This window comes from Pseudomonas sp. LPB0260 (assembly GCF_013388395.1).
In genome coordinates, this window is sequence record NZ_CP058247.1 from 2,388,462 (window position 1) to 2,414,470 (window position 26,009).

Genomic DNA, 26,009 nt, shown 5'->3' on the forward strand with positions numbered 1-26,009 from the left:
CTTCGTAAGGTGCGGCTCATTTTCCACGGCCGGAGCTTGCTCCGGCCGTTTTACGCAGTGCAGATGGGGAGTTCAGTGTGAAACCGGTCAAAGTAGGCATCTGTGGGTTGGGCACCGTCGGTGGCGGTACCTTCAACGTGCTCACGCGCAACGCCGAGGAAATCGCGCGTCGTGCCGGGCGTGGCATCGAAGTGGCGCAGATTGCGCTGCGTTCGCAGAACCCGCAGTGCGACATTACCGGTATTGCGATTACCCAGGATGTCTTCGAGCTGGTCGACAATCCCGAGATCGAGATCGTCATCGAGCTGATCGGTGGCTATACCCTGGCTCGCGACCTGGTGCTCAAGGCCATCGACAACGGCAAGCACGTGGTCACTGCGAACAAGGCGCTGATCGCCGTGCACGGCAACGAAATCTTCGCCAAGGCCCGCGAGAAGGGCGTGATCGTCGCCTTCGAGGCGGCCGTGGCCGGCGGTATCCCGGTGATCAAAGCGATTCGCGAGGGCCTGGCCGGCAACCGCATCAACTGGCTGGCCGGGATCATCAACGGCACCGGCAACTTCATCCTCAGCGAGATGCGCGAGAAGGGCCGCGCCTTCGAGGACGTGCTCAAGGAAGCCCAGGCCCTCGGCTACGCCGAAGCCGATCCGACCTTCGACGTCGAAGGCATCGATGCGGCGCACAAGCTGACCATCCTCGCCTCCATCGCCTTCGGCATTCCGCTGCAGTTCGACAAGGCTTACACCGAGGGCATCACCAAGCTGACCACGGCCGACGTCAACTACGCCGAGGCCCTGGGCTACCGCATCAAGCACCTGGGCGTGGCGCGCAGCACCGACGCCGGCATCGAGCTGCGCGTGCACCCGACCCTGATCCCGGCCGACCGCCTGATCGCCAACGTCAACGGCGTGATGAACGCGGTCATGGTCAACGGCGATGCCGCCGGCAGCACCCTGTTCTACGGCGCCGGCGCCGGCATGGAGCCCACCGCTTCCTCGGTGGTGGCCGACCTGGTCGACGTGGTGCGCGCGCTGACCACCGACCCGACCAACCGCGTGCCGCACCTGGCGTTCCAGCCGGATTCGCTGTCCGATCACCCGATCCTGGCGATCGAGTCGTGCGAGAGCGCCTATTACCTGCGCATCCAGGCCAAGGACCATCCGGGCGTGCTGGCCCAGGTGGCGAGCATCCTGTCCGAGCGCGGCATCAACATCGAGTCGATCATGCAGAAGGAAGTCGAGGAGCATGACGGCCTGGTGCCGATGATCCTGGTCACCCACCGGGTGGTCGAGGCGCGCATCAATGGGGCCATCGCCGCCCTGGAGGCGCTGGACGACGTGGTCGGCAGCGTCGTGCGCATCCGTGTCGAGCAACTGGTCTGAGGAACAGAGTCATGCGTTATATCAGTACCCGCGGCCAGGCACCGGCCCTGAATTTCGAAGACGTGCTGCTGGCCGGCCTGGCCAGCGACGGCGGCCTCTACGTGCCGGAGAACCTGCCGCGCTTCACCCAGGAGGAGATCGCCTCCTGGGCCGGCCTGCCCTACCACGAGCTGGCCTTCCGGGTGATGCGCCCGTTCGTGACTGGCAGCATCAGTGACGGCGACTTCAAGAAGATCCTCGAGGAAACCTACGGCGTGTTCGCCCACAACGCCGTGGCGCCGCTGCGCCAGTTGAACGGCAACGAGTGGGTGCTCGAGCTGTTCCACGGCCCGACCCTGGCGTTCAAGGATTTCGCCCTGCAGCTGCTCGGTCGCCTGCTCGATCACGTGCTGGAAAAGCGCGGCGAGCGCGTGGTGATCATGGGCGCGACCTCCGGCGACACCGGCTCGGCGGCCATCGAAGGCTGCCGTCGCTGCGACAACGTCGACATCTTCATCCTCCATCCGCACCAGCGGGTGTCGGAGGTGCAGCGCCGGCAGATGACCACCATCCTCGGCGACAACATCCACAACATCGCCGTGGAAGGCAACTTCGACGACTGCCAGGAGATGGTCAAGGACAGCTTCGCCGACCAGGGCTTCCTCAAGGGTACGCGCCTGGTGGCGGTGAATTCGATCAACTGGGCGCGGATCATGGCCCAGATCGTCTACTACTTCCACGCGGCCCTGCAGCTCGGCGGTCCGGCCCGTTCGGTGGCGTTCTCGGTGCCGACCGGCAACTTCGGCGACATCTTCGCCGGCTACCTGGCGCGCAACATGGGCCTGCCGATCAGTCAGCTGATCGTCGCGACCAACCGCAATGACATCCTGCACCGCTTCATGAGTGGCAACCAGTACGTCAAGGACACCCTGCACCCGACCCTGTCGCCGTCGATGGACATCATGGTCTCGTCGAACTTCGAGCGGTTGCTGTTCGACCTGCATGGACGCAACGGCGCGGCGATCGCCGAGCTGATGGCCAACTTCAAGCAGGGGGGCGGTTTCAGCGTCGAGCAGGATCGCTGGACCGAGGCGCGCAAGCTGTTCGATTCCCTGGCCGTGGATGACCGGGCCACCTGCGAGACCATTGCCGAGGTGTTCAAGGAGTGCGGCGAGTTGCTCGATCCGCACACCGCCATCGGCGTGCGCGCGGCGCGCGAATGCCGGCGCAGCCTGGCCGTGCCGATGGTGATCCTGGGTACCGCCCACCCGGTGAAATTCCCGGAGGCGGTGGAAAAGGCCGGCATCGGCCAGTCGCCGCAGCTGCCGCCGCACCTGGCCGACCTGTTCGAGCGCGAGGAGCGTTGCACCGTGCTGGCCAATGATCTGAAGACCGTACAGGGCTTCGTCACGGCCCACGGCAATCGCGGCAAGCCGCTGTAAGCCCCGCGCCAGCGCCTGCAAAGCCCGTTGTCGCCCCAGGCGGCAGCGGGCTTTCGCGTTTCTGCGGGCGGCGCCGGCGGCCATGGCCGGCTAGGCTCAGAGTGTTACAGGCGTGGCGGCGCGAGGCAGGCCATGAACGAGCAGCGCGATGAATTGCCGCCCCAGGTGATGGCGGCGTTGCAGCAGGGGCACAAGGTCGAGGCGATCAAGGTGCTACGCGAAAGTCGTGGGCTGGAGCTGCGGCAGGCCAAGGCGGTGGTGGACGCTTACCTGCATGCCCATCCGGAGTTGCTTGCGGCTCGGCCCGCGAGCAGCCATCGGCATGGACTGCGCTTCTGGGTGCTGTTGAGCCTGCTGCTGGGCGTGCTTCTGCTGCTGTTCAGCAATCGCCTGTAGGGCGCGGACTCCGCCCCTCAGCTGGCCAGCAACAGGTACGCCAGGCCCATCAGTACGATCAGCGCGACCCACACCAAGGCATTGAGCCGGCTGGAGGCCACGATGCCGGGGCCGCGCAGGGGGATCGGCGGGTTGTCCTCCAGGTAGCGGTCGATGCGCGCTTCGGCCTCCTTGGCGCCGATGGCCGAGTGGGCGCGCAGCAATCCGATGGCCCTCACGCGGTGACCGGCGTGCAGGGCCCGGAGCACGTCAGGCGGCAGTTGCTCTTCGGCCTGCTGCATCGCATGCCTCCCGGTCGCCTTCAGATGACTCCGCTGCGCCGAAGCTCGGCGACCTGCTCTTGCTCATAGCCTAGTTCAGCGAGCAGGGCCTCGGTGTGCTCGCCGAGCCTGGGGCCTATCCACTCGGCAGAGCCCGGGGTGTCCGACAGCTTGGGCACGATGCCGGGCATCTTGAATGGCTTGCCGTCCGGCAGCTTGGCGCTGAGGAACATCTCGCGGGCGAGAAACTGCGGGTCGGTGAACATGTCCTCGGCGCTGAAGATGCGGCTGGCCGGCACCTCGGCCCGGCTCAGGATGGTCAGCACCTGCTCCAGCGGCAGTGCGCCGACCCAGCGGTCGATCACTCCGTAGAGTTCGTCGCGGCGCGCATCGCGGCCGTCGTTGCTGGCCAGCTGCGGGTCGTCGGCCAGGTCGTGGCGGCCGATGGCCTGCATGAAGCGCTTGAAGATGGCGTCGCCATTGGCGCCGATCTGCACGTGCCGGCCGTCGGCGCTGGTGTGGATGGAGGAGGGGGTGATGCCCGGCATGATGTTGCCGCTGCGCTCACGGATGAAGCCGAACACGTCGAACTCCGGGACCATCGACTCCATCATGGCGAACACCGCCTCGTACAGGGCCACGTCCACCACCTGGCCCTGGCCGCCGTTGACCTCGCGATGGCGTAGCGCCATGAGCGCACCGATCACGCCCCAGAGGGCGGCGATCGAGTCGCCGATGCTGATGCCCGTGCGCACCGGCGGGCGATCCTCGAAGCCGGTGATGTAGCGCAGCCCGCCCATGGACTCGCCCACCGCGCCGAAGCCCGGCTGGTCCTTCAGCGGGCCGCTCTGGCCGAAGCCGGACAGACGTACCATCACCAGCCTGGGGTTGAGCGCGTGCAGCACGTCCCAGCCCAGGCCGAGCTTCTCCAGGACCCCGGGGCGGAAGTTCTCGATCAGGATGTCGGCCTCGGCGAGCAGCTTCAGCAGTACCTCGCGGCCCTGCTCATGCTTGAGATTGAGGGTGATCGAGCGCTTGTTGCGTGCCTGCACGAACCACCACAGCGAGGTGCCCTCGTACAGCTTGCGCCACTTGCGCAGCGGGTCGCCGCCGTCCGGTGACTCGACCTTGATCACCTCGGCGCCGAACTCGGCGCAGATGCGCGCGGCGAAGGGGCCGGCGATCAGGCTGCCGAGTTCGATGACCTTGAGGCCGGCGAGGGGTTTGCTGGGATTCATGCATGACTCCGTGTGGATGGCGCTTCGCGCCTAGCCTATTCGATTGCGTGTCTGCAGGCTAAGGGTTGCCATGTCTTATGTGCGGGGCGGCGATCTTGCGTTTGTATGAGACGCAGTTGGCACTTTTGTCGGACGTGCGTGCGGGGTTCTGCGGTTAAATTCCCCGGGGCGTGACGCCCAGCGCTTACGAGTGGCAGGTCGGCTTGCTTCGGCGCTGTCCGGCCTCTTTTCCTGTCTCCAGGTCGACGTCCGTTGGTGGTTGCGGGGCCTTGTTGTTCATCGTCTGAGTCTGTTCAGGAAATTACATGTGATGCATTGATTCATTACATGTGATGGCCTAGTCTCTGCGTCATGGAAAGCAAATCGTCAGCCCATTATCAGCGTTTGTTTCGCCAGCGCCTGCGCGAGCAGGGATTGGTGAAGAAGGAAGTCTGGATATTGCCCGAGCACGCCCAGGTGCTCGCGGCCTTTGAACGGAAACTGCGCCAGCCGCAAACGAGGCTGGCCTCTATGGAGAAGGAGGGAGGTATGCATATGCCTCAGGTTTGGACTGCACAAGCACTGTTCGATGCGCTCTCGGCCGCCGAGCTGTGCAAGGAAGGCGGCGCTTCAATCGAGCTGATACAGGGCGCCGATGCGAGCCTGCATGTGACCATGCGTGAATATGGCGATCTACCGCTGTTTGTCGCCGTGTATGGCGAACAGATTATCGTCGAGGCGCTGCTCTGGCCCGCCAGCGATGTGCGCGACGTTCAGGCCTTCAATGAAGAAGTGCTGCGCAGCCACAAGCTGTTTCCGTTGTCGAGCATCGGTCTGGAAACCCTGCCGGATGGACAGGACTGTTACACCATGTTCGGCGCGTTGAGTGCGGCCTCGACTCTCTCTGATGTGGTACTGGAGATCGAGTTGTTGGCGGACAATGTGATCAAGGCAACCGAAGCCTACGAGGGCTTCCTCAAGGCTAGCGCTTAGAGCCACTGTGAAGGAGAGAGTCCGATGAACGTCTGGAGCAAGTTGCTGACGGCACTGCGTGGCGGTGCCAATGAAATGGGCGAGGCCATAGTCGATGGGCAGGCCTTGCGTATCCTCGACCAGGAAATTCGCGACGCCGATCTGGAGCTGCGCAAGTCCAAGGAGGCTCTGGCCGAGATCATGGCCAAGCAGAAGCTAGCCGCCGAGCGTGCCAGTAAGGGTGCAGCCAAGGTCGCCGAGTATGAGCAGTACGCCCTCAAGGCGCTGGAAGCGGGGGACGAGGGGTTGGCCAAGGAAGTCGCGATGAAGATCGCCAACCTGGAAAGCTCCCTGGCCAGTGATCGTGAGCAGGCCGAAGGCTACGCCGCCAGCGTTGCGCAATTGCGTCACGCGGTGAGCCAGGCCGAGGGCAATATCAAGCGCTTGAAGCAACAGGTGGACACTGTCAAGGCCACAGAAAGCGTGCAGAAAGCTCAGATGGCTGTGGCCCAGCGCTTTGGAGGCTCGCAAGCCAAACTGCACACCGCGGTGGAGTCGCTGGAGCGGATCAAGCAGCAGCAGGCCGAGCGTGCGGCCAAGATGGAGGCCACGGCCGAACTGGCCGCCGCGGAAGGTGGCGATGCAGCGCTGGACAGCAAGCTGCGCGCCGCCGGCATAGTGCCGGATGGCGCCAGCGCCGATAGCGTGTTAGCCCGCCTCAAGGGCAAGGCCAAGACTTGATTGCTCGCTAAAGCGGCGCCGGGGCAGCAAGGCCCCGGCGCGTCGTGCACCGGGATAGGAACCATATGGATATTTTCCTGCAGAGCGCCCTGGCGTTTCCCACACTGCTGTTCAGCTTCCTGCTGAGCCTGGCAATTCTCTACTGGTGTGTCGCCGCCCTGGGGATACTCGAGGTCGACCTGCTGGATATCGAGGCCGATTCGGCGCTCGATTCGCTGCAGCCGGAAGGCCTGGCCGGGCTGCTGCTCAAACTGGGGTTGAATGGCGTGCCGGTGACCCTGGTGCTGACCCTGCTGTGTTTCTTCGCCTGGCTGGTCAGTTACTTCGCCGAGTTGTTTGTGCTGCGTTACCTGCCGCTGGAGCTGTTGCGGTATCCGCTGGGGATCCTGGTGGCCGGTGTAGCACTGCTGTTGGCGGTACCGGTCAGCGCGGCGTTATGCCGCCCGCTGCGCCCGCTGTTTCGCAAGCTGGAGGCTACCAGTAGCAAGTCGGTACTGGGTCAGACTGCGGTGGTGCGCAGCGGGCGAGTCAGCCTGAGTCATGGTGAGGCGCTGTTGGAGGACGGTGGCGCGGGACTGATCCTGCGTGTGCGTGCCGAGGAGGCGAGAGGTTTCAAACGCGGCGACCGAGTCGTGTTGTTGGAATATCTGGAGGGCGAGCATGCCTACCGGGTTATTACCGAGGACGAGTTCAAGGGCCTCTAAGGCCCCACTCACCCCAGAATCAAAGGAGATTGATCGCAATGAGCCTCGAGTTACTGATGCCCTTCCTGACCGGTGTTGGCCTGTTCTTCTTGCTGATATTCGGCTTTTTCGTGCTGTTCAAGGCCTTCTATATCAAGGTCCCGCAGGGCACGGCACTGATCGTCAACGACATGTCGTCGACGCCCAAGGTGCATTTCACCGGCGCCCTGGTCTATCCGGTGATCTACCTCAAGGAGTTCATGAAGATCTCCCTGATCACCCTGGAAGTGGACCGCCGCGCCAAGGACGGTTTGATCTGCAAGGACAACATGCGCGCCGACATCACCGTGGCCTTCTACCTGCGCGTCAATGAGACCCAGGAAGACGTGCTCAAGGTGGCCAAGGCCATCGGCGTGGATCGCGCCTCCGATCGCGCCGCGGTCAACGAGCTGTTCAATGCCAAGTTCTCCGAGGCGCTGAAGACCGTCGGCAAGCAGTTCGACTTCGTCCAGTTGTTCGAGAACCGCCAGGACTTTCGTGACCGCATCGTCGAGGTGATCGGCAACGATCTCAACGGCTATGTCCTGGAAGACGTCGCCATCGACTACCTGGAGCAGACCTCCAAGGCCTCCCTGGACCCAAGCAACATCCTCGACGCCGAAGGCATTCGCAAGATCACCGAGCTGACCGCCGCGCAGAATGTGATCACCAACGATCTGGAGCGCAACGAAGAACTGGCGATCAAGAAGAAGAACGTCGAGACCCGCGAGGCGACCCTGGCCCTGGAGCGCCAGCAGGCCGACGCCGAAGCGCGGCAGAAGCGCGAGATCGAGACCATTCGCGCCCGCGAGGAGGCCGAGACGCTCAAGGTCAAGGAAGAAGAACGGCTTAAGGCGGAGCAGGCGCGTATCCAGACCCAGCAGGAGCTGGACATCCGCGCCGAGAACCATCAGCGCGAGGTCGAGGTGGCGCAGCAGAATCGCCAGCGCGCGGTGGTCATCGAAGTGGAGAAGGTGACCCGCGCCAAGGAGTTGGAAGTGGTGGCCCGCGAGCGCGAAGTCGAGCTGCAGCGTATCGAGAAGGAAAAGGCGCTTGAAGAAGAGCGCAAGAACATCGCCGGGGTGATCCGCGAGCGCGTGGCGGTGGAGAAGACCGTGGCTCAGGAAGAGGAGCGGATCAAGGAGGTGCGCGAGGTCTCCGAGGCCGACCGTGCCAAGCAGGTCATCGTCCTGCAGGCCCAGGCCGAAGCCGAGCAGGAGCTGGTACGCCAGGTCAAGCAGGCCGAGGCCGACGAGACCCGTTCCAAGCACAAGGCGGTGGAGATCAACACCCTGGCCCAGGCCGAACTCGAAGCGGCGGCCAAGCAGGCCGAGGCCAAGAAGAAGCTGGCCGAAGGCATCGAGGCCGAGCGTGCCGCGCCAGGCCTGGCCGACGCCCGAGTGCGCGAAGTCACCGCCGCGGCCAAGGAGAAGGAAGGTCTTGCCGAGGCGCGGGTGCAGGCCGAGCGACTGATCGCCGAAGCCAAGGGCGAGCAGGAGAAAGGCCTGGCCGAGGCGCGGGTTACCGAAGCTCAGGCGGCGGCCAAGGAGAAAGATGGCTTGGCCGAGGCCAGGGTGCTGGAGGAGAAGCTGGGCGCCCAGGCGCGTGGCGAAGAGCAGCTCGGCGTGGCCAAGGCCAAGGCGACCAAGGACCTGGGCATGGCCGAGGCGGACGTCCTGCTGGAGCGCTTGAACGCCGAGGCCGAGGGCCTGGGCAAGAAGTTCGGTGCCCTCGATGCGCTGAGTGACAGCGCCCGGGCTCATGAAGAGTTCCGCATGCAGCTGGAGAAGAGCTTCGAGGAAGCCATGGCGGCTATCGCGGCCAACAAGGACATCGCCAAGGACCAGGCCGAAGTGCTGGCCACCGCACTGGGCAAGGCGAAGATCGAGATCGTCGGCGGCGAAGGCGACTTCTTCAACTCCTTCGCCAAGTCGCTGTCGGTGGGCAAGGCCATCGAGGGCGTGGTAGGCAAGAGCCCGGTGGTTCAAGACGTGCTGGCGCGGCTGCTGAATGGTCGTTCGGCCGAGGCCAAGACGCCGGCAGTGGCGGATATCAAGGAGGCTTGAGGCGCCAGAGCCGCCAGCGCCGCTGAGGGCGCTGGAGGCTGGTCGATCAAGGAACGAGTCGCTCGCTGGGCACCTGCCATGCAGGTGAACGCCGAGCCTCATACCACCAGCAATGAACAGGGAAAGCTTGATGTCGGAACCAAGAGACTATTTGGAAATGTCCTTCCGTTCGATCCAGTGCTTCGCCAATGACGGTCGTCTGGATGTGCAGGAGTTGGGCGCGCTACTGGATATCGCCGAGCGCGACGGGGTGATTGATGACAACGAGATTCGCGTGCTGAAGAGGATCATCGGTCACATCAAAGCGGAGGAGATCGATCAGGCCATGCACGACAAGCTTGCCGAGATCGCGAGAAAAATCGGGGCATAAATAAGGGGCAAAGCCGTTCGTTTCGCCCTCGGGGCAAGCCAAGGCTTGCCCTCTGGCCTCTGCCCCCGCCTGGTGGGGCGTCTTTGCTTGCAGACAGCGCAGATTCAGGAAGACCACGATGTCGGATGCTCCAGCCGTAGCCCAGCCACAGGATGTATTGGACAAGGCCGTCGCCGAAGGCGGCGCCTACGAGGTGCTGCACAAGCGCCTGCAGGAGCAGGGGCAACGCCTGCGCCAGATTACCGAGACGCTCAATCAGCAGCGTCTTGACGAGTTCGGCAGCAGCCAGATGGCGGTGGTCGGGCGGGTGCGCATCCGCACCGAGAACAACTGCACGGCGCGCGATATCGTGCAGGTCGGCGACTGCCTGCTGTTCGGCTACAACGTGTTTCTCGGGCTGAAGAAGGAAACCCGCGTCGGCGACGTGTTTTCCCTCTATCGCCTGAGCGAGCAGGGCGAAGGCTACGAGGCCGAAGCGCTGCCGCTGGATGGCAGCTTTCTGGCCCAGAGCAGCTTCGTCAACGACTTCAACGAGCTCTACACCTATTACAAGAACACCCGCCTGCTGCAGCTGCTGGTGCGCGACGGCAAGCTGCTGGCCAGCTTCCAGATCGGCGAACGCATCAGCGATATCCGGGTGTTCCGCTGGTCGATCTCGGTCGACGGCACGGAGATCCGCTACATCGACAACCGCGGCGAGCGCGACATCGCCTTGCCGGAACCATTCGATTTCGAGTGGCAGAAAACCACTCGCGAGATGGTGGTCAGTGGCCGCCATCCGCACCTGAACATCCTCGATACGCTGTTCGTCGAGACCATCGGCGGCGACCTCACGGTCAAGGTCGAGAACAACACCGAAGATGGCCTGGGCATCTACCGCGAAGCGGTACTGGACAAGACCCAGTCGCTGGATGATGCACAGATCGAGTTCGCCCGGCTGGGCAGTCTGATCCTGCTCAAAGTGCTGCCGTACCGTGAAGAACAGTGGCGCTACCTGGTGTTCAACAGTCTGACGCGCAAGGTCGAGCGCATCGACGCCATAGGCCTAGCCTGTGTGCAGTTGCCGGAAGACCACGGCATCATCTTTCCCGGCGGCTACTACCTGCAGAACGGAGAAAGCAAGGCGTTCGAGCAGTCCATGGCGGGCATGCGCTTCAAGCGCGCAGTACGTTCGCCCAATGGCGAGGACGTGCAGTACATCTTCTATCACCCCGAGCAGGGCCGTTCGGTGCTGCTTACCTACAACATGATCACCCGCCAGTTGCAGAACCCGCTGTTCGGCCACGGCTACGCGCGCCTGGAAGACGGGCGCATGGTGATCTTCGCCGCCGAGGGCGAGGAGCCGACGCGCATTCACCCCATGCAGATCTGGCAGACGCCCTTCTTCACCGAGGAGTTCGCCGCCCGCCAACCGTCCCGCGGCGGTTTCTTCGGGCGCATAGGCAACGCCGAGCTGGTGCGCGGGGTGTCCGATCTCTTCAACCTCAGTCGCGAGATCGACAGCCCGGAGGTCTCGGTCGCCCGTTATACCCAACTGTGCCAGAACACCCGGCGCTTGTTCGATATCTACCACTGGCTCGACGACGCCCAGTGCCAGGGCCTGGCGCCGCTGTTGCGCGAGATAGCCGGCAGCGGCGAACTGGTGCTGGATGAGTTCGAGAAGGTCGAGAGCATCCGTCGTCAATCCAGTCGCGCCATGGGCGAGGCCGAGACCCGGCAGCAGGCATTGCTGGGCAGCTTGCGGACGGACAGCTGGGACCAGGTGCAGCATTTCGTCGATGCGCTCAATGGCCTCACCGCCCAGCGCGGCCAGTTGTTGACCATCCGCGACTACCGCTACATCGACGTGGCGCGCATCGACGCCATGGAAGCCGAGCTGCGCGTCGCCCAGGAGCGGGTGGCGCTGGCTACCTCGGCCTTCCTCGCCAGCGACGCGGCCTTGCAACCCTACGTCGAACAGCTGCAAGCACTGGATGGTCAGGCGCAGAAAGCCGAAAGCGTGGCGCAACTGAGCGAGCCGCTGGCCGAGTTGCGGGCCATGGCCGGCAACCTCGACATGCTCTCCGGGCTGATGGCCTCGTTGCAGATCGACGATGCGACTCAGCGCACCCGCATCGTCGAATCCATCTCGGAGATATACGCTCGTCTCAACCAGGCCAAGGCCCGTGCCGAGCAGCGGCGCAAGGGGCTCGGCTCGGCGGAAGCCGTGGCGCAGTTCGGCGCCCAGTTCAAGTTGTTCAGCCAGGGCATCACCAACGCCCTGGCCATGGCCCAGGACCCCGAGCGCTGCGACGAGGAGCTGTCGCGGCTGCTGGTTCAGCTCGAGGAGCTGGAAAGCCAGTTCGGCGATCATGAGCAGTTCCTCGGCGACATCATGGCCAAGCGCGAAGAGCTGCTGGAGACCTTCGAGGGCCACAAGCAGGCGCTGCTCGACGAGCGTCAGCGCAGGGCCCAGGGCCTGCAGGATGCCGCGCGGCGCATCCTCGACAGCCTCGGCCGGCGTACCGCACGGTTCACCCAGGCCGAGGAGCTGAATGCCTTCTTCGCCGCCGACCCGCTGATCCTCAAACTGCGCGAGTTGGCCGAGCGCCTGCGCGAGTTGAAGGACAGCGTCAAGGCCGACGATGTCGAGGCGCGCCTGAAGGGGGCCAAGGATCAAGCGGTGCGTGCCCTGCGCGACAAGAGCGAGCTGTTCGAGGAAGGCGGTAACGTCATCAAGCTCGGGCCGCGCCATCGCTTCAGCGTCAACACCCAGGAACTCGACCTGACCCTGATGCCACGCGGCGACCAGCTGTACCTGCACCTGACCGGCACCGACTTCCTCGAGCCGTTGCGCGACGCGGAGCTGGAGTCGCTGCGCGATTATTGGCAGGTGTCCCTGGAGTCGGAGTCGGCCAGCCTGTACCGCGCCGAGTACCTGGCCGGTGAGCTGCTGGCGGCAGCCGATGCCGGTCGTGACGGGCTCGATCTGGCGCACGTGAAGAGCCTGCTGATGCAGCCCGAGGGCCTGGTCAAATTGCTCCGCGACTTCGCCGCGCCGCGCTACAAGGAGGGCTACCAGAAAGGCATCCACGACCATGACGCGGCGGCCCTGCTCGGCCAGCTGCTGCCGCTGCGCGAGAGCGCCGGGCTGTTGCGCTACGCGGCACCGTCGCGGGCGCTGGCCAGCCTGTTCTGGAGTCTGCGCCGGGGGCAACCGGCAATCGGCCAGTGGCCGGAGCGGGCGCGTACCAGCCGGCATATCCTTCAGCTATTCGGGCGGCGCGACGGCCTGCTCGGCCTGCAGGCGGAAATCGCCACGGCCCTGCAGGCGTTTCTCGTCGAGCAACCCTTGGGCGTGCCACCAAACCAGGTCGAGGAGGCCGCCGAATATCTGGTGCAGGAGCTGGCGGCCGAGCGTATCGAGTTCACCTTCAGCAAGTACGCCAAGCAGCTGTTGGATGGCCTCAAGTCGCGCTTGCAGGAGGCGCGCATGTGGGACGATTTCCAGCAGGCATTGGCGCGCCTGCACGAGCGTCCGGCGGCGCAATGGGGGCTCGTCGAGAACTGGCTGCATGGCCTGTGCATGGACCCGGGGTTCGCCGCCTTGCGCGGCTATGTTGGCGAGGCGGTGGCCTTGTCGCTCCTGGCCGAGGAGGTACCGCGGCGCATAACCGAGGTCGACCTGCGTTTCACGGTGACCGGGTTGCTGGGCGACCACCCGCGTATTCAGGAGCGCAGCCTGGTGCTGGCGGTGGATGATTACTTCGCCCGCCTGCGCGCCCATCGCGCACAGTTCCTGCCTGGCTTGCAGCGTTATCAGGCGCTGCGCCAGGAGGTGGTCACCCGCGAGCGCGAGGCACTGCGCCTGGCCGAGTTCAAGCCGCGGCCGCTGAGCTCCTTCGTCCGTAACAAGCTGATCAACGATGTCTACCTGGGCGTGATCGGCGACAACCTGGCCAAGCAGATGGGCACCGCCGGGGAAAACAAGCGTAGCGACCTGATGGGCCTGTTGATGCTCATCTCGCCACCGGGCTACGGCAAGACCACGCTGATGGAGTACGTGGCACACCGCCTGGGGCTGATCTTCATGAAGATCAACGGCCCGGCCCTGGGCCATGAGGTGCGCTCCCTCGACCCGGCCCAGGCGCCGGACGCCACCTCGCGGCAGGAGCTGGAAAAGCTCAATTTGGCCCTGGAGATGGGCAACAACGTGATGCTTTATGTCGATGACATCCAGCACACCCATCCGGAGTTCCTGCAGAAGTTCATCTCGCTCTGTGATGGCACCAGGCGTATCGAAGGCGTGTGGAAGGGCAAGACCAAGACCTACGACATGCGCGGCAAGAAGTTCTGCGTGGTGATGTCCGGCAACCCCTATACCGAGTCCGGCGAGGTCTTCAAGATTCCCGACATGCTGGCCAACCGCGCCGATATCTATAACCTCGGCGACACCCTGGGCGGCATGCAGGAAGCTTTCGCGCTGTCCTATATCGAGAACGGCCTGACCTCCAATCCGGTGCTGGCACCGCTGGCCACCCGCGACATGGGCGATGTCTATCGCTTCGTCGCCAAGGCCGAAGGCAAGCCGTTCTCCAGCAATGAACTGAGCCACAGCTACAGCGGCGCAGAGATCAACGAGATCGTCAGCACCTTGCAGCGCCTGATGCAGGTGCGCGACGTGGTGCTCAAGGTCAATCAGCAGTACATCGCCAGCGCCGCCCAGGCCGATCACTACCGCAGTGAGCCGCCTTTCAAGTTGCAGGGCAGTTACCGCAACATGAACAAGATGGCTGAGAAGATCAGCGCGGTGATGAATGATGCCGAGCTGCTGCAGCTGGTCGCCGACCACTACCAGGGTGAGGCGCAGTTGCTGACCACCGGCGCCGAGGAAAACCTGCTGAAACTAGCCGAGCTGCGTGGCAATCAGACCCCCGAGCAGGCCGAGCGCTGGACCCAGATCAAGCGCGACTTCCTGCGCAACAAGGCCATGGGCGGCAGCGACAGCGACGTTGGCGGGCGAGTGGTGGCCCAGCTCAACGACCTGGTCGAAGGCGTTCGCGCCCTCGGCGCCAGCCTGCAGCGGCAGCCTGAGCAGGCCGCACAGTTGCCCTGGGAACAGTTGCTCGCCAGCCTGGAACGCTTCGGCCAGGCGCAGCCGCAGGTGGCGGTGGAGGTAGTGGCGCCAGCGCAACCGGGGGTGCAGGTATTGCTGGAAAAGCTGGCCGACACCCTGCAGAACAGCTTCATGCCGCTGATCAATGCAATGGACAAGAAGCTCGACATCGACCTGCGCACCCACAACCGCATGGGCGAGATGGCCGCGCGGTTGCGCGAGCTTGGCCACTTCGTCGGCCAGCGGCCCGATCAGGCGGAGCCGGAAGCCGGCGAACGATGAGCGCCTGGTGGGCGCCGCGCCTGCAGCTGCTGCTGGGGATTGCGGCGCTGATGCTGGTGCTGCAGCTGTTCAACAGTGTCAGCGGCAATGCGCTGAATGCCTGGGGGCTGTTGCCGCGCCATCCGGCTAGCCTGCCGGGCATCCTGTTCGCGCCTTGGCTACATGGTGGCTGGCTGCACCTGTTGGGCAACCTGCCGGGGGTGCTGGTCCTCGGCTGGCTGGCCATGCTCGATTCGCGCCGGCGCTTCGTCCTGGCCAGTCTGTTCATCATCCTCGGTAGCGGCCTGTTGGTATGGCTGTTCGCCCGCCCGGGCATGCATGTCGGTGCCAGCGGCTGGCTGTTTGGCCTGTGGGGGCTGTTGCTGGCCAACGCCTGGTTCCAGCACAGCCTGCGCAACCTGCTGGTGGCCCTGCTGGTGCTGTTCTATTACGGTGGCTGGTGGTTCGGCCTGTTGCCGCATCAGGGCATTTCGTTTGAATACCATCTTGCCGGTGCCTTGTGCGGGGTGCTCTATGCGGCAATCGCGCGCAGGCCGCGGCAGGGCTGACGACAAGGAGTCAACATGGATTTCCAGCAACTCGACCGGCAGTTGCGTGACAGCCTGGCCGACCTGCGCCTGAGCAACGAGGAGCGCGCCGAGCTGCGCCAGCTCGGCAGCGAACTGACCCCGGACCAGGTGCGTTTCATGCGCAATCGCGCCTTCGCCCTGGTGCGCGAACTGGTCGCCGACCCGGGTAATACCGAGGCGGCGTTGAAATGGCTTGAGCAGGTGGTCAAGACCCTGGATGTCAGTGTCACGCCAGCGCGCCTCGACAGCGCCAGCGCCCACTTCAGCCCCGGAGAAAGCTGTCGCCGGACGATCCGTGAGCTGTGCCGGCAGGCCCGCCGCAGCGTGGATATCTGCGTCTATACCATCTCCGACGACCAGCTCAGCGAGGAGGTCCTCGCCTGTCACCGGCGCGGCATTGCCGTACGAGTGATCAGCGACAACGAAAAGCAGTTCGATGCGGGCAGTGACATCGAGCGCCTGCGCAGTCAGGGCGTGCCCTTGCGCATCGATGCCGGCCCGCACCATATGCACCACAAGTTCGCCCTGTTCGACGGCCGCCTGCTGCTCAACGGCAGTTTCAACTGGACCCGCAGTGCCAGTACCAGTAACGCGGAAAACCTGCTGGTAATCGAGCACCCGCAGCTGGTGGCGGCTTACAGTCGCGAGTTCGACGACCTCTGGGGGCGCTACGCGGATAATTGATGGCAGCAGCTGAACAGGCCGCCGAGCGGGCCCGCCGACTGATTGGTTTCTACCGTAGCTGCTACCTGGCCGACAGCCGTGAGCTGGATCTGGATAACCTGGGCAAGTTACCGGGCGAGCGCTGGGCCTGGTTCTCCGGGGCGGAGGAGTTGGCCAGCGGCGCCTTGCCCAAGCTGCCGCTGCCGCCGGCCCTGGGGGCCGCCCTGGACAAGCAGCAGAGCCTCTATCAGCGCGAACTGCAGCTGGTCTATGGGGTCTTGCCGATCTGCGGGCGCCTGGTGGCCGAAGATGCACCGGTACGCTCGGTCTGCGGGCCGCTGATCTATTACGAGGCGCGGCTGGAGGCCGGCGCGGATGGCCAGAGCTACTTCCTCTCCATCGATTTGCAGCAGCCCCACGGCAACTGGCGCTTGCTGCGCAGCCTGATGACGGACGAGCAAGATGTGGAGCTGGACGGTTTGCCGCTGCCTCAGGAGCCGCTCGACGCGCTTGGTCTGGCCGATCTGCTCGGCTGGGTCAGCCGGCACACCCGGGTGCAGGATGTGACCGGTGCCGCGGCTTTTCCACGCCTGGAGCATGCCGTGGCACTGCAACAGGCGCAGCGGCGCAAGTTCCTGTCCCTTCAGGCGGCGGCCCTGGTGGCGTTGGTGCCGCGTGGCAGCGGCAGTCGTGGTATCGCCCATGAGCTGCAGGAGTTGCAGGGATGCGCGCAGCTATCGCCAGCCTTGCTGCAGCTGCTCGGCGCGACCGACAGGGCTGACCCCGCGGCACCTTCCAGCACGCCCGAGCGCTTGCCGGCGCAGCTCAGCGGGACCCAGGTCGAGGCGCTGGCCAATGCCGCGCGCTTTGCCCTGAGCCAGCTATCCGGGCCGCCGGGCACCGGCAAGACCTATACCTTGGCAGCGCTGGCCCTGGACCGCTACCTCAACGGCGAGACGGTGTTGCTGGTCAGCCGCAGCGAGCAGGCGGTACGCGTGATTGCCCAGAAGCTGCGCGATGATTTCGGACTCGAGGATCTGGTTCTCGCTGGTGATGGGCAGAGCATGCTCGCGAGCCTGCGCGACAGGCTTCAGCGGCTTTTGCAGGGCGACCTGCCGAAGGCATCGAGTCGCGCAGAAGAACGGTTGGCCGTCGAGCTGCAGCGCCTGGAGGCCCGCGAACGTCGCTTGCGCGAGGGCTTCCAGAAGCGCTGCGCGCAAGCCTTACGCTGGAGTGCGCTGTTGGCCCGCGGCGAACGTGGGGCGCTGGGTTTCTGGCAACGCCACCTGCAGCTGCCCTGGGCCCTGCGCCGGGCCCGCGGCAGCGCGCGCCCCTGGGACCTGCTCGATGAGTTGCGCGAGTGCCAGCGGCGCCGCCAGGCGTTGAGCCGCGAGCATATCAACTGCCGTCGCGCGACCAGGCTGGGACGCTTGCTGGGCACCGAGCGGAGTACCTTCGTGCGCTACCACCAGGCGCTGCGGGCCCGCAGTTCGCAGCGCCAGCTGGCCTTGTTCGAGGATATCGATCCAGCGCAGTTGCTGGCGGCCTTTCCTATCTGGGTGGTGACCCTGGACGAATTGCACCGCCTGTTGCCACTGCGCGCAGGCTTGTTCGATGCGATGGTCATGGATGAGGCCACACAATGCGACATCGCCTCGGCCCTGCCGGCTTTCCAGCGCTGCCGGCGAGCGGTGATCAGCGGTGATGCTCGGCAGCTGCGGCATATCTCCTTCCTTTCTCGCGCCCGCGAGCTGCGCCTCTTGCAACAGGCCGGTGTGGGGGGGGAGGAGCGCGAGCAGTGGAGCTATCGCGACAACAGCGTGCTGGATTTGGTGGGGCTGCGGCTGAGCAGCCAGCAAGCGGTGACCTTCCTCGACGAGCACTTTCGCAGCCGCCCGGCGTTGATCCGGTTCAGCAACGACGAGTTCTACCAGCGTCGGCTCAAGGTGATGAAGGAGCGCCCCGGCCAGGAGCACTGCGACAGCCTGCAACTCGAACGGATGGCGGGTGAGCGGGGTGGCGATGGCGTCAATCCGCTCGAGGTCGAGCGGGTGCTGGACGTGCTGCGCGCGCATGTCGAGCGTTATCGCGACAGCCCGTTGAAACCCAGTGTCGGCGTGCTTTCGCCGTTCCGCGCTCAGGTCGAACAGATCCGCCAGCGCATCGCGGCCAGCCTGTCGTTGCAGGTGGTGCATGAGTTTCGCCTGTTGGTGGCGACGCCCTACGGCTTTCAGGGCGAGGAGCGCGATCTGATGATCATCAGCTTCGCCATCCATGGCGGGGCGAGCCAGGCGGCGGCTTACCTCAACCGTGCCGATATGTTCAACGTGGCCATCACCCGCGCCCGCGAGCGTCAACTGCTGTTGTTCAGTGGTGACGAACGCCAGTTGCCGCCGCAGCACCTGCTGCGGCGCTATCTGGAACGGCTCGGGCGATCCGGGCCGGTTGCGCCGCCCGGCGGCCTGGACGATTTCCAGCGGCGAGTCTGCCGGGCCCTGCAGGCCCATGGGGTGACAACCTGGGCAGGCTATCCGTTGGCCGGGCAGTTGCTGGATATCTTCTGCCAGCGTGGTGACAAGTGCCTGGCCATCGATCTGATCGGCTTCCCCGGTGAGGCCGAGGGTTTCCTTCAGCTCGAACGCTACTTGCTGTTGTCGCGCGCCGGGCTGGAGACGCTGCCGCTGAGCTACGCGCTATGGACGCTGCAGCCTGAGGCGACGCTGCAGGCCTTGCTGCAGCGGCTCTAGCGGCATGGCCTGGGCGCGGCAGCGAGGCGGCGATTGCCGTGCCTGGCTTGACGGGGGGCGCTAGGCTGACCTAGGGGTTAACCCGTGGTCTGGCGCTGCGTCAGTCATTCCCACCGTACCAGGAGGCCGTATGTCCTTGCGCAACGCTGTCCAACTGATCGCCTATCCCGACCGCCTTGGTCGCAATCTCGGTGAACTCTACCAGCTGCTCGATCAACACCTGGGCGATGCCCTGGGTGGGGTGCATCTGCTGCCGCTGTATCCGTCCAACGCCGATGGCGGTTTCTCGCCCCTGACCCACATGGAGGTCGATCCGCGCTATGGCGACTGGGCCGATGTCGAGCGCATTTCCGCGCGCTTCGATCTGTGTGTCGACCTGATCATCAGCCATATCGCCGATGAGTCGCCGCAGTTCCTCGACTTCCTCGCTCGCGGCCAGGATTCGCCCCATGCCGAGCTGTTCGTGCAGGTCGACAAGCTGGGCGAGATCAGCCTGGAGGACCTGGCGAAGATCCATATCCGCCGGGAGAAGGAGCCCTTTCGCCAGGTGCAACTGGCCGACGGCACGCAATGCCGGGTCTGGTGCACCTTCACCGAGCAGCAGATCGACCTGAACTACGAGTCGCCGCAGACCTACCGGCTGATGGAGGAGTACATGGCCTTCCTCGCCGCGCGCGGGGTCAAGCTGTTCCGCCTGGATGCCTTCGGCTACACCACCAAGCGCATCGGCAGCAGCTGCTTCCTGGTGGAGCCGGAGGTCTACGGGATTCTCGAGTGGTTCCGCGAAACCGGGGCGAAGTACGGTGCCGAGATGCTCCCCGAGGTGCACGATCACATCAGCTACCAGTACGCCATCTCGCGGCGCAACATGCGGCCCTATGCCTTCGCCCTGCCGCCGCTGGTGCTGCATGCCTTTCTCGCCGGCAACAGCCGCTACCTCAAGCAGTGGTTGCGCATGTGCCCGCGCAACCAGGTCACGGTGCTCGATACCCACGACGGCATCTGCATTCCCGATGTCGAGGGCGTGCTGCCCGAGGCGGAGATCCGCTACCTGGTCGACGAGGTCTCGACCCGCAGCGCCGATCCGATCATGCGCCGCTCGGCGGTCAACGTGCACAGCGTGGGGGCCATCTATCAGCTGACCTGCACCTTCTTCGAGGCGTTGATGCGCAACGAGGAGGCCTATATCGCCGCGCGGGCCATCCAGTTCTTCACCCCCGGCATCCCCCAGGTCTACTACGTCGGCCTGCTGGCCGGCTGCAACGATTTCGAGCTGGCCGAGGCCAGCGGCGAGGCACGCGACGTCAATCGCCACTTCTACAGCCTCGACGAAGCGCAGGCGGCCCTGCAGCAGCCTGTGGTGCAGCGCCTGCTGAGGTTGATGCGCCTGCGTTGCCAGCACCCGGCCTTCGCCGGCCGCTTCGAGCTGATCCAGTCCAGCGACAGCAGCCTGGCCATGGCCTGGCGTCACGGCGAGCATTACTGCCGGCTGCAGGTCGAGCTGAGCACCAGTCAGGCAATCATCCATTACCGCGACCCCGAGGACGGCAGCGAGCGGCAGATGCGCTGCTGACTCGACGGTTCGGCGTTCCGACGCTTCGACGGTCCGGCGATCCGGCAATCCGGCGGCGGCCGTTTCGGGTTAGACTTGCGGCCTTTTCGCCCAGCCAAGAAGCCCGCCCATGGCCCTGCCGTCCACCACCTACAAGATCGACCTGAACCTCACCGACATCGATCGCAGCGTCTACGAGAGCCTGCGTTTCACCGTCGCCCGCCACCCCTCGGAAACCGAGGAGCGCCTGGCCGCCCGGCTGATCGCCTACGTGCTGTTCTACCACGAGCAGCTGGCCTTCGGCCGCGGCCTGTCGGATGTCGACGAGCCGGCGCTGTGGGAGAAGAGCCTGGACGACCGCGTGCTGCACTGGATCGAGGTCGGCCAGCCGGACAGCGAGCGCATCACCTGGTGCTCGCGGCGTACCGAGAAGTTCAGCCTGGTGGCCTATGGCAACCTGCGGGTGTGGCAGACCAAGGAACTCGATCCGGTGCGCAGCCTGAAGAACATCAACGTGGTGGCGGTGGGGCAGGAAGCCCTGGCTAGCCTGGCCCTGGACATGCCGCGGGCGCTGAGCTGGAGTGTGATGATCAGCGATGGCGAGCTGTTCGTCACCGACGAGCGCGGCCAGCACGAGATTCCCCTGGAGTGGCTGGTCGGCGAACGCTGAGCGCCTGCGCCGAGTGGTGCTGCGATCTGCTTCCTCCGGCTTGAGGTGGCAAACGCTTCGCGGTTTTCCACCCTACAGCTGGCTTGTCTAAACCCGATTCAGGAACCCCGATGCGTATCGAACCCCGCCCGCTGCCTGAAACCCTGCCCGACCTGGGCGAACTGCCGCCGCTGCTGACCCGCCTGTATGCCGCCCGCGGCGTGCAATCGGCGGCCGAGCTGGACAAGGGCCTGGCGCGGTTGCTTCCGTATCAGCAGCTCAAGGGCATCGAGGCGGCGGTCGAGTTGCTGGTGCAGGCCCTGGAGCAACGCCAGCGCCTGTTGATCGTCGGTGACTTCGATGCCGACGGCGCCACGGCCAGCACGGTCGGGGTGCTGGGCCTGCGCCTGCTCGGCGCCGCCCATGTCGACTACCTGGTACCCAACCGCTTCGAGTACGGCTACGGCCTGACTCCGGAGATCGTCGCCGTGGCCCTGGAGCGCCGGCCGCAGCTGTTGATCACCGTGGACAACGGCATCTCCAGCGTCGAGGGCGTGGCGGCGGCCAAGGCCGCCGGGCTCAAGGTGCTGGTCACCGATCACCACCTGCCCGGGGCCGAGTTGCCGGCGGCCGACGCCATCGTCAATCCCAACCAGCCGGGCTGCGCCTTCCCCAGCAAGGCCATGGCCGGGGTCGGGGTAATGTTCTACGTGCTGCTGGCCCTGCGCGCGCGCCTGCGCGAGCTGGACTGGTTCGCCCGGGCCGGCGTGGCCGAGTCGCGTCCGGCCGAACCGAACCTGGCCGAGCTGCTCGACCTGGTGGCCCTGGGCAGCGTCGCCGACGTGGTGCCGCTGGACGCCAACAACCGCATCCTCGTCCATCAGGGCCTGGCGCGCATCCGTGCCGGCCGCGCCCGTCCGGGCCTGCGGGCGATTCTCGAGGTGGCCGGCCGCGACCATCGGCGCATCACCTCCACCGACCTGGGCTTCATCCTCGGCCCACGCCTGAATGCCGCCGGGCGCCTGGACGACATGAGCCTGGGCATCGAGTGCCTGCTCTGCGAGGACGAGGCGCTGGCCCGCGACATGGCCCAGCAGCTCGATCAGCTCAACCAGGACCGCAAGGCCATCGAGCAGGGCATGCAGCGCGAAGCCCTGGCCCAGCTCAAGGAGCTGCCGGTGGAAAGCTTGCCGTTCGGCCTGTGCCTGTTCGAGCCGGACTGGCACCAGGGGGTGATCGGCATCCTCGCCTCGCGTCTGAAGGAGCGTTACCACCGCCCGACCATCGCCTTCGCCGATGCCGGCGAGGGTGTGCTCAAGGGCTCGGCGCGTTCGGTGCCGGGCTTCCACATCCGCGATGCGCTGGACGCGGTGGCGGCCAAGCATCCGGGGCTGATCAGCAAGTTCGGCGGACACGCCATGGCCGCCGGCCTGTCCCTGCCGCAGGAGCATTTCGGCGCCTTCGCCGCGGCCTTCGATGCCGAGGTGCGGCGCCAACTGGTGGAGGACGACCTGACCGGGCGCCTGCTCTCCGATGGCAGCCTGGCGGTGGAGGAATTCCATCTGGAGCTGGCCCGGGCGCTGCGCAATGCCGGGCCCTGGGGCCAGCACTTTCCGGAGCCGCTGTTCCACGGCATCTTCCAGATCGTGCAGCAGCGGGTGGTCGGCGAGAAGCACCTCAAGCTGGTGCTCAAGACCGAGTGCGGCGGCCAGACCCTGGACGGCATCGCCTTCAACGTCGACCGCGAGGTCTGGCCCAATCCCACGGTGCGTTGGGTCGAGCTGGCCTACAAGCTGGACGTCAACGAGTACCGCGGCCAGGAAAGCGTGCAGCTGATGGTCGCGCATATCGCCCCGCGCTGAGGCGGGGCGTTCGTCGTTGTGGCTTCAGGACGGCGCGATCTGCGTCCCGTGCGGGGCCGCAGGCGGCGCTGAGGCATTAGCCTCCTGTGACGGCGGCACGTGGAACTCGGCGCAGTTCTTGCCCGCATGCTTGGCGCGGTACAGGGCCTTGTCGGCCAGCTCCAGTGCCTGTTCGATTGCCCTGTGGTCCTGCGGCCAGATGGCGCCGCCGATGCTGCAACTGACGCTGGCCTGGTGCTTGCCCAGGTCCAGGGGCGCGCTCAGTACGTTGAGTACGCGCTGCGCGATCAGGCGCGCCTGCGGCAGGGCTTCAGCGCCGGGCACCCGCAGGACCATGACGAATTCATCGCCGCCCAGGCGCGCCACCAGGTCGCCGTCGCGCAGGCATCCGCGCAGGCGCGCGGCGACCTCCTGAAGCAGCTGGTCGCCGGCGGCATGGCCGAATCGGTCGTTGACCGGTTTGAAGCCATCCAGGTCCAGATAGAGCAGGGCCAGGTGGTTGTTCTGCTCCGGGCAGTGCTGGGCCGCGCTGGCCAGAAACTTCTCCAGGGCGGCGCGGTTGGGCAGGCCGGTCAGGGGGTCGTGGTGGGCAAGGTTTTCCATCTTGCCGAGCGCCGCCTGCTGATGGCTCAGACTGTCCACCAGATGGCGAATCGACTGGCTCAGGCGGCTGATCTCGCGGGTGCTCCGGATATCCGGGATTTCCGTGATCACGCCGGCGCTCAGGCGGTCCGCGGCCTTGGCTATCTGCCGCAGGGGACGGGTGACATAGTCCGCCAGCAGCCAGCCGAGCAGGGCGAACAGCGCGGCCAGGGCGCTGCCCCAGAGCAGAATGCTGCGTTGCATTTCATGGGCCGGGGCGTAGGCCTCGTCCACCGGTTGACGGGCGATCACGGTCCAGCCGAGGCCCGGGTAGTCCTGGTAGCCGTGGCTGAGGCTCAGGCCGGTCAGGTAGCGCCCGCCGTCCGGCCAGCGCTCCAGGCTCCAGCGGCTCTGGCCTTTGCCGAGGCCATCCAGGGCGGCAAGGTCCAGGCGCTGGCCGACCATCTGCTTGTCCCCCAGTAGCACGGTGCGGTCCTGGCCGATGACGAAGAACTCGACATTGCGGCGCTGCTGGATGGGCTCGAGGATCGCCTGGCGGACCTCTTCGGCCCAGGCCCACGACAGGTGCGAGGCCAGTACGCCGACCAGGCTGCCGTCCTTGGCATGCACCGGCAGGCTGATGTCGACGAACTTCATGGCCTCGCCGCTCGGATTGGGCAGCAAGCCGGCCAGCAACACCGCTTCGTGCACGTCGCCGACGAACAAACCCGAGCGGCCCTGCAGGTAGACCGGGCGTTGGGCGATGCTGACGCCCTGCAGGATACCGTCGCTGGCCGCCAGGACCCGGCCGTGCGGATCGGTGAAGCCGATCCAGGCGAAGCTCGGGAACTTGTCCTGCAGGCGGTTGAGCAGGGCGTCGATCTCTTCCAGGTCCTGCGGGGAGGTGAGGGCGCGCAGCCGGCCGAGCACCGCCAGCATGCCGGCGCGGCTCTGCATGTCGCGATCCAGGCGATCGACCATCATGTAGGACACTTCGGCCAGGTCGCGGCCGACTTCCTCGGCAATGCGTCGGCTGGCGTCCTGGCTGATCAGGCTGCCGAACAGCCAGCTCAGGCCCGCGACCAGCAGGGCGATGAGCAGCGCGAAACGACTGCGCAGGCTTTGCGAGGAATGCATGGCGCTTCGGCTCCTTGGGCGGGCACTTATTCTTGGCGGCGGCGATTATGCTGCCGTGCACGGGATTTTGCAGCGCCGTCGGTCCGCATCGCGGCAAAACAGGGTGGTCGCCGTGCTGCCAGGCGCCGGCCGAGTCGGGTATACTCGCCGGCTTTTCCGAAGTTTTACCTGCGAGTGCCGCCAGCCATGGAAATCAACCCGATCCTTAACAGCATCAAGGACCTGTCCGAGCGCACCCAGACTATTCGGGGGTATCTTTGACTACGATCAAAAGCATGATCGTCTGATCGAAGTAAACCGCGAGCTGGAAGACCCGAACGTCTGGAACAATGCCGAGTACGCCCAGAACCTGGGGCGTGAGCGTGCCTCCCTGGCCCTGATCGTCGAGACCCTCGATGACCTGGGCGGCAGCCTGGCCGACTCCCGCGACCTGCTGGAAATGGCCGCCGAGGAAGGCGACCAGGGCGCCGTCGACGATGTCGCCGCCGAGGTCGAGCGCCTGCGCGGCATTCTCGAGAAACTCGAGTTCCGCCGCATGTTCAGCGGCGAGATGGACCCGAACAACGCCTACCTGGACATCCAGGCCGGCTCCGGCGGCACCGAGGCCCAGGACTGGGCCAACATGCTGCTGCGCATGTACCTGCGCTGGGCCGACAAGCGCGGCTTCGACGCCACCATCATGGAGCTGTCCGCCGGCGAAGTGGCGGGGATCAAGGGCGCCACCGTGCATATCAAGGGCGAGTACGCCTTCGGCTGGCTGCGTACCGAGATCGGTGTGCACCGCCTGGTGCGCAAGAGCCCCTTCGACTCCGGCAACCGTCGTCACACCTCGTTCACCGCGGTGTTCGTCTCCCCGGAGATCGACGACAACATCGAGATCGAGATCAACCCGGCCGACCTGCGCATCGACACCTACCGCTCCTCCGGCGCCGGTGGTCAGCACGTCAACACCACCGACTCGGCGGTGCGAATCACCCACGTGCCGACCAACACCGTGGTCAGCTGCCAGAACGAGCGCTCCCAGCACGCCAACAAGGACACCGCCATGAAGATGCTGCGGGCCAAGTTGTACGAGCAGGAAATGCAGAAACGCAACGCCGCCTCCCAGGCCCTGGAAGACTCCAAGTCGGATATCGGCTGGGGTCACCAGATCCGCTCCTATGTGCTCGACCAGTCGCGGATCAAGGATCTGCGCACCGGCATCGAGAACAGCAACTGCGACGCGGTGCTCGACGGCGACCTCGATGAGTTCATCGAGGCCAGCCTGAAACAGGGCCTGTAAGGCTTTTTTACGCCATCCCCCGTCGCCGGGGGAGGACGGGGG

19 protein-coding genes are annotated in these 26,009 nt (G+C 65.5%); 16 read left to right on the forward strand and 3 right to left on the reverse strand.

Annotated features, from left to right (window positions below; genetic code table 11):
• Positions 1 to 77: 77 nt before the first annotated feature.
• The 3 genes from LPB260_RS10625 (at position 78) to LPB260_RS10635 (ending at position 3,199) form a co-directional block, all read left to right on the forward strand.
• Entirely contained in the window at positions 78 to 1,382 is a 1,305-nt protein-coding gene (locus LPB260_RS10625) for a homoserine dehydrogenase (protein ID WP_208708693.1), read from the forward strand.
• 11 nt (positions 1,383 to 1,393) lie between these two features.
• Positions 1,394 to 2,803, forward strand: a complete 1,410-nt coding sequence (thrC, locus tag LPB260_RS10630) for a threonine synthase (protein WP_208708694.1) — start codon at positions 1,394 to 1,396, stop codon at positions 2,801 to 2,803.
• A 132-nt stretch (positions 2,804 to 2,935) separates the two neighbouring features.
• Entirely contained in the window at positions 2,936 to 3,199 is a 264-nt protein-coding gene (locus LPB260_RS10635; protein WP_208708695.1) for a 50S ribosomal protein L7/L12, read from the forward strand.
• 17 nt (positions 3,200 to 3,216) lie between these two features.
• On the opposite strand, the gene LPB260_RS10640 is transcribed toward LPB260_RS10635, so the two are convergent.
• A complete protein-coding gene (locus LPB260_RS10640; RefSeq protein WP_208708696.1) occupies positions 3,217 to 3,480 on the reverse strand; it encodes a hypothetical protein in 264 nt (87 codons plus the stop codon).
• Positions 3,481 to 3,500: 20 nt separating this feature from the next.
• Positions 3,501 to 4,697, reverse strand: coding sequence for a CaiB/BaiF CoA-transferase family protein (locus LPB260_RS10645; RefSeq protein ID WP_208708697.1), 1,197 nt, complete (start codon positions 4,695 to 4,697; stop codon positions 3,501 to 3,503).
• A gap of 351 nt (positions 4,698 to 5,048) precedes the next feature.
• On the opposite strand from LPB260_RS10645, the gene LPB260_RS10650 reads away from it, so the two are divergent.
• The 12 genes from LPB260_RS10650 (at position 5,049) to recJ (ending at position 22,966) form a co-directional block, all read left to right on the forward strand.
• A complete protein-coding gene (locus LPB260_RS10650) occupies positions 5,049 to 5,669 on the forward strand; it encodes a YjfI family protein (protein WP_208708698.1) in 621 nt (206 codons plus the stop codon).
• 24 nt (positions 5,670 to 5,693) lie between these two features.
• Positions 5,694 to 6,389: a PspA/IM30 family protein gene (locus LPB260_RS10655; protein ID WP_208708699.1), complete on the forward strand. Its 696-nt coding sequence runs from the start codon at positions 5,694 to 5,696 to the stop codon at positions 6,387 to 6,389.
• Between the two features lie 65 nt (positions 6,390 to 6,454).
• Positions 6,455 to 7,093: an OB-fold-containig protein gene (locus LPB260_RS10660; protein WP_208708700.1), complete on the forward strand. Its 639-nt coding sequence runs from the start codon at positions 6,455 to 6,457 to the stop codon at positions 7,091 to 7,093.
• Positions 7,094 to 7,131: 38 nt separating this feature from the next.
• Positions 7,132 to 9,177 (forward strand): flotillin family protein, encoded by a 2,046-nt coding sequence (locus LPB260_RS10665; protein WP_208708701.1) that lies wholly within the window; start codon positions 7,132 to 7,134, stop codon positions 9,175 to 9,177.
• A gap of 157 nt (positions 9,178 to 9,334) precedes the next feature.
• Entirely contained in the window at positions 9,335 to 9,547 is a 213-nt protein-coding gene (locus LPB260_RS10670; protein WP_256625601.1) for a hypothetical protein, read from the forward strand.
• A 118-nt stretch (positions 9,548 to 9,665) separates the two neighbouring features.
• A complete protein-coding gene (locus LPB260_RS10675; protein WP_208708703.1) occupies positions 9,666 to 14,924 on the forward strand; it encodes a DNA repair ATPase in 5,259 nt (1,752 codons plus the stop codon).
• Positions 14,921 to 15,472: a rhomboid family intramembrane serine protease gene (locus tag LPB260_RS10680; protein ID WP_208708704.1), complete on the forward strand. Its 552-nt coding sequence runs from the start codon at positions 14,921 to 14,923 to the stop codon at positions 15,470 to 15,472. Before LPB260_RS10675 ends, LPB260_RS10680 begins: the two co-directional genes overlap by 4 nt.
• A 15-nt stretch (positions 15,473 to 15,487) precedes the next feature.
• Positions 15,488 to 16,177, forward strand: coding sequence for a phospholipase D-like domain-containing protein (locus LPB260_RS10685; protein ID WP_208708705.1), 690 nt, complete (start codon positions 15,488 to 15,490; stop codon positions 16,175 to 16,177).
• Complete coding sequence (locus tag LPB260_RS10690) at positions 16,177 to 18,903, forward strand: DEAD/DEAH box helicase (RefSeq protein ID WP_208708706.1); 2,727 nt, start codon at positions 16,177 to 16,179, stop codon at positions 18,901 to 18,903. Before LPB260_RS10685 ends, LPB260_RS10690 begins: the two co-directional genes overlap by 1 nt.
• Before the next feature lie 130 nt (positions 18,904 to 19,033).
• Complete coding sequence (gene gtfA, locus LPB260_RS10695; RefSeq protein ID WP_208708707.1) at positions 19,034 to 20,476, forward strand: sucrose phosphorylase; 1,443 nt, start codon at positions 19,034 to 19,036, stop codon at positions 20,474 to 20,476.
• 109 nt (positions 20,477 to 20,585) lie between these two features.
• Positions 20,586 to 21,125, forward strand: a complete 540-nt coding sequence (locus LPB260_RS10700; protein WP_208708708.1) for a YaeQ family protein — start codon at positions 20,586 to 20,588, stop codon at positions 21,123 to 21,125.
• A 110-nt stretch (positions 21,126 to 21,235) separates the two neighbouring features.
• Positions 21,236 to 22,966 carry a single-stranded-DNA-specific exonuclease RecJ gene (gene recJ / locus LPB260_RS10705; protein ID WP_208708709.1) on the forward strand — a complete coding sequence of 577 codons (1,731 nt, stop codon included), beginning with the start codon at positions 21,236 to 21,238 and terminating at the stop codon, positions 22,964 to 22,966.
• Positions 22,967 to 22,990: 24 nt separating this feature from the next.
• Here the strand turns inward: recJ and LPB260_RS10710 are convergent, their stop codons facing one another.
• Complete coding sequence (locus tag LPB260_RS10710; protein ID WP_208708710.1) at positions 22,991 to 24,685, reverse strand: diguanylate cyclase domain-containing protein; 1,695 nt, start codon at positions 24,683 to 24,685, stop codon at positions 22,991 to 22,993.
• 186 nt (positions 24,686 to 24,871) lie between these two features.
• Here LPB260_RS10710 and prfB point away from each other — a divergent pair.
• Positions 24,872 to 25,967 (forward strand): peptide chain release factor 2 gene (gene prfB / locus LPB260_RS10715; protein WP_208708711.1). Its coding sequence is split into 2 segments (ribosomal slippage): positions 24,872 to 24,943 and positions 24,945 to 25,967, totalling 1,095 coding nucleotides; the frame shifts between segments, so codons are not numbered across the junction.
• The last annotated feature ends 42 nt before the right edge of the window (positions 25,968 to 26,009 follow it).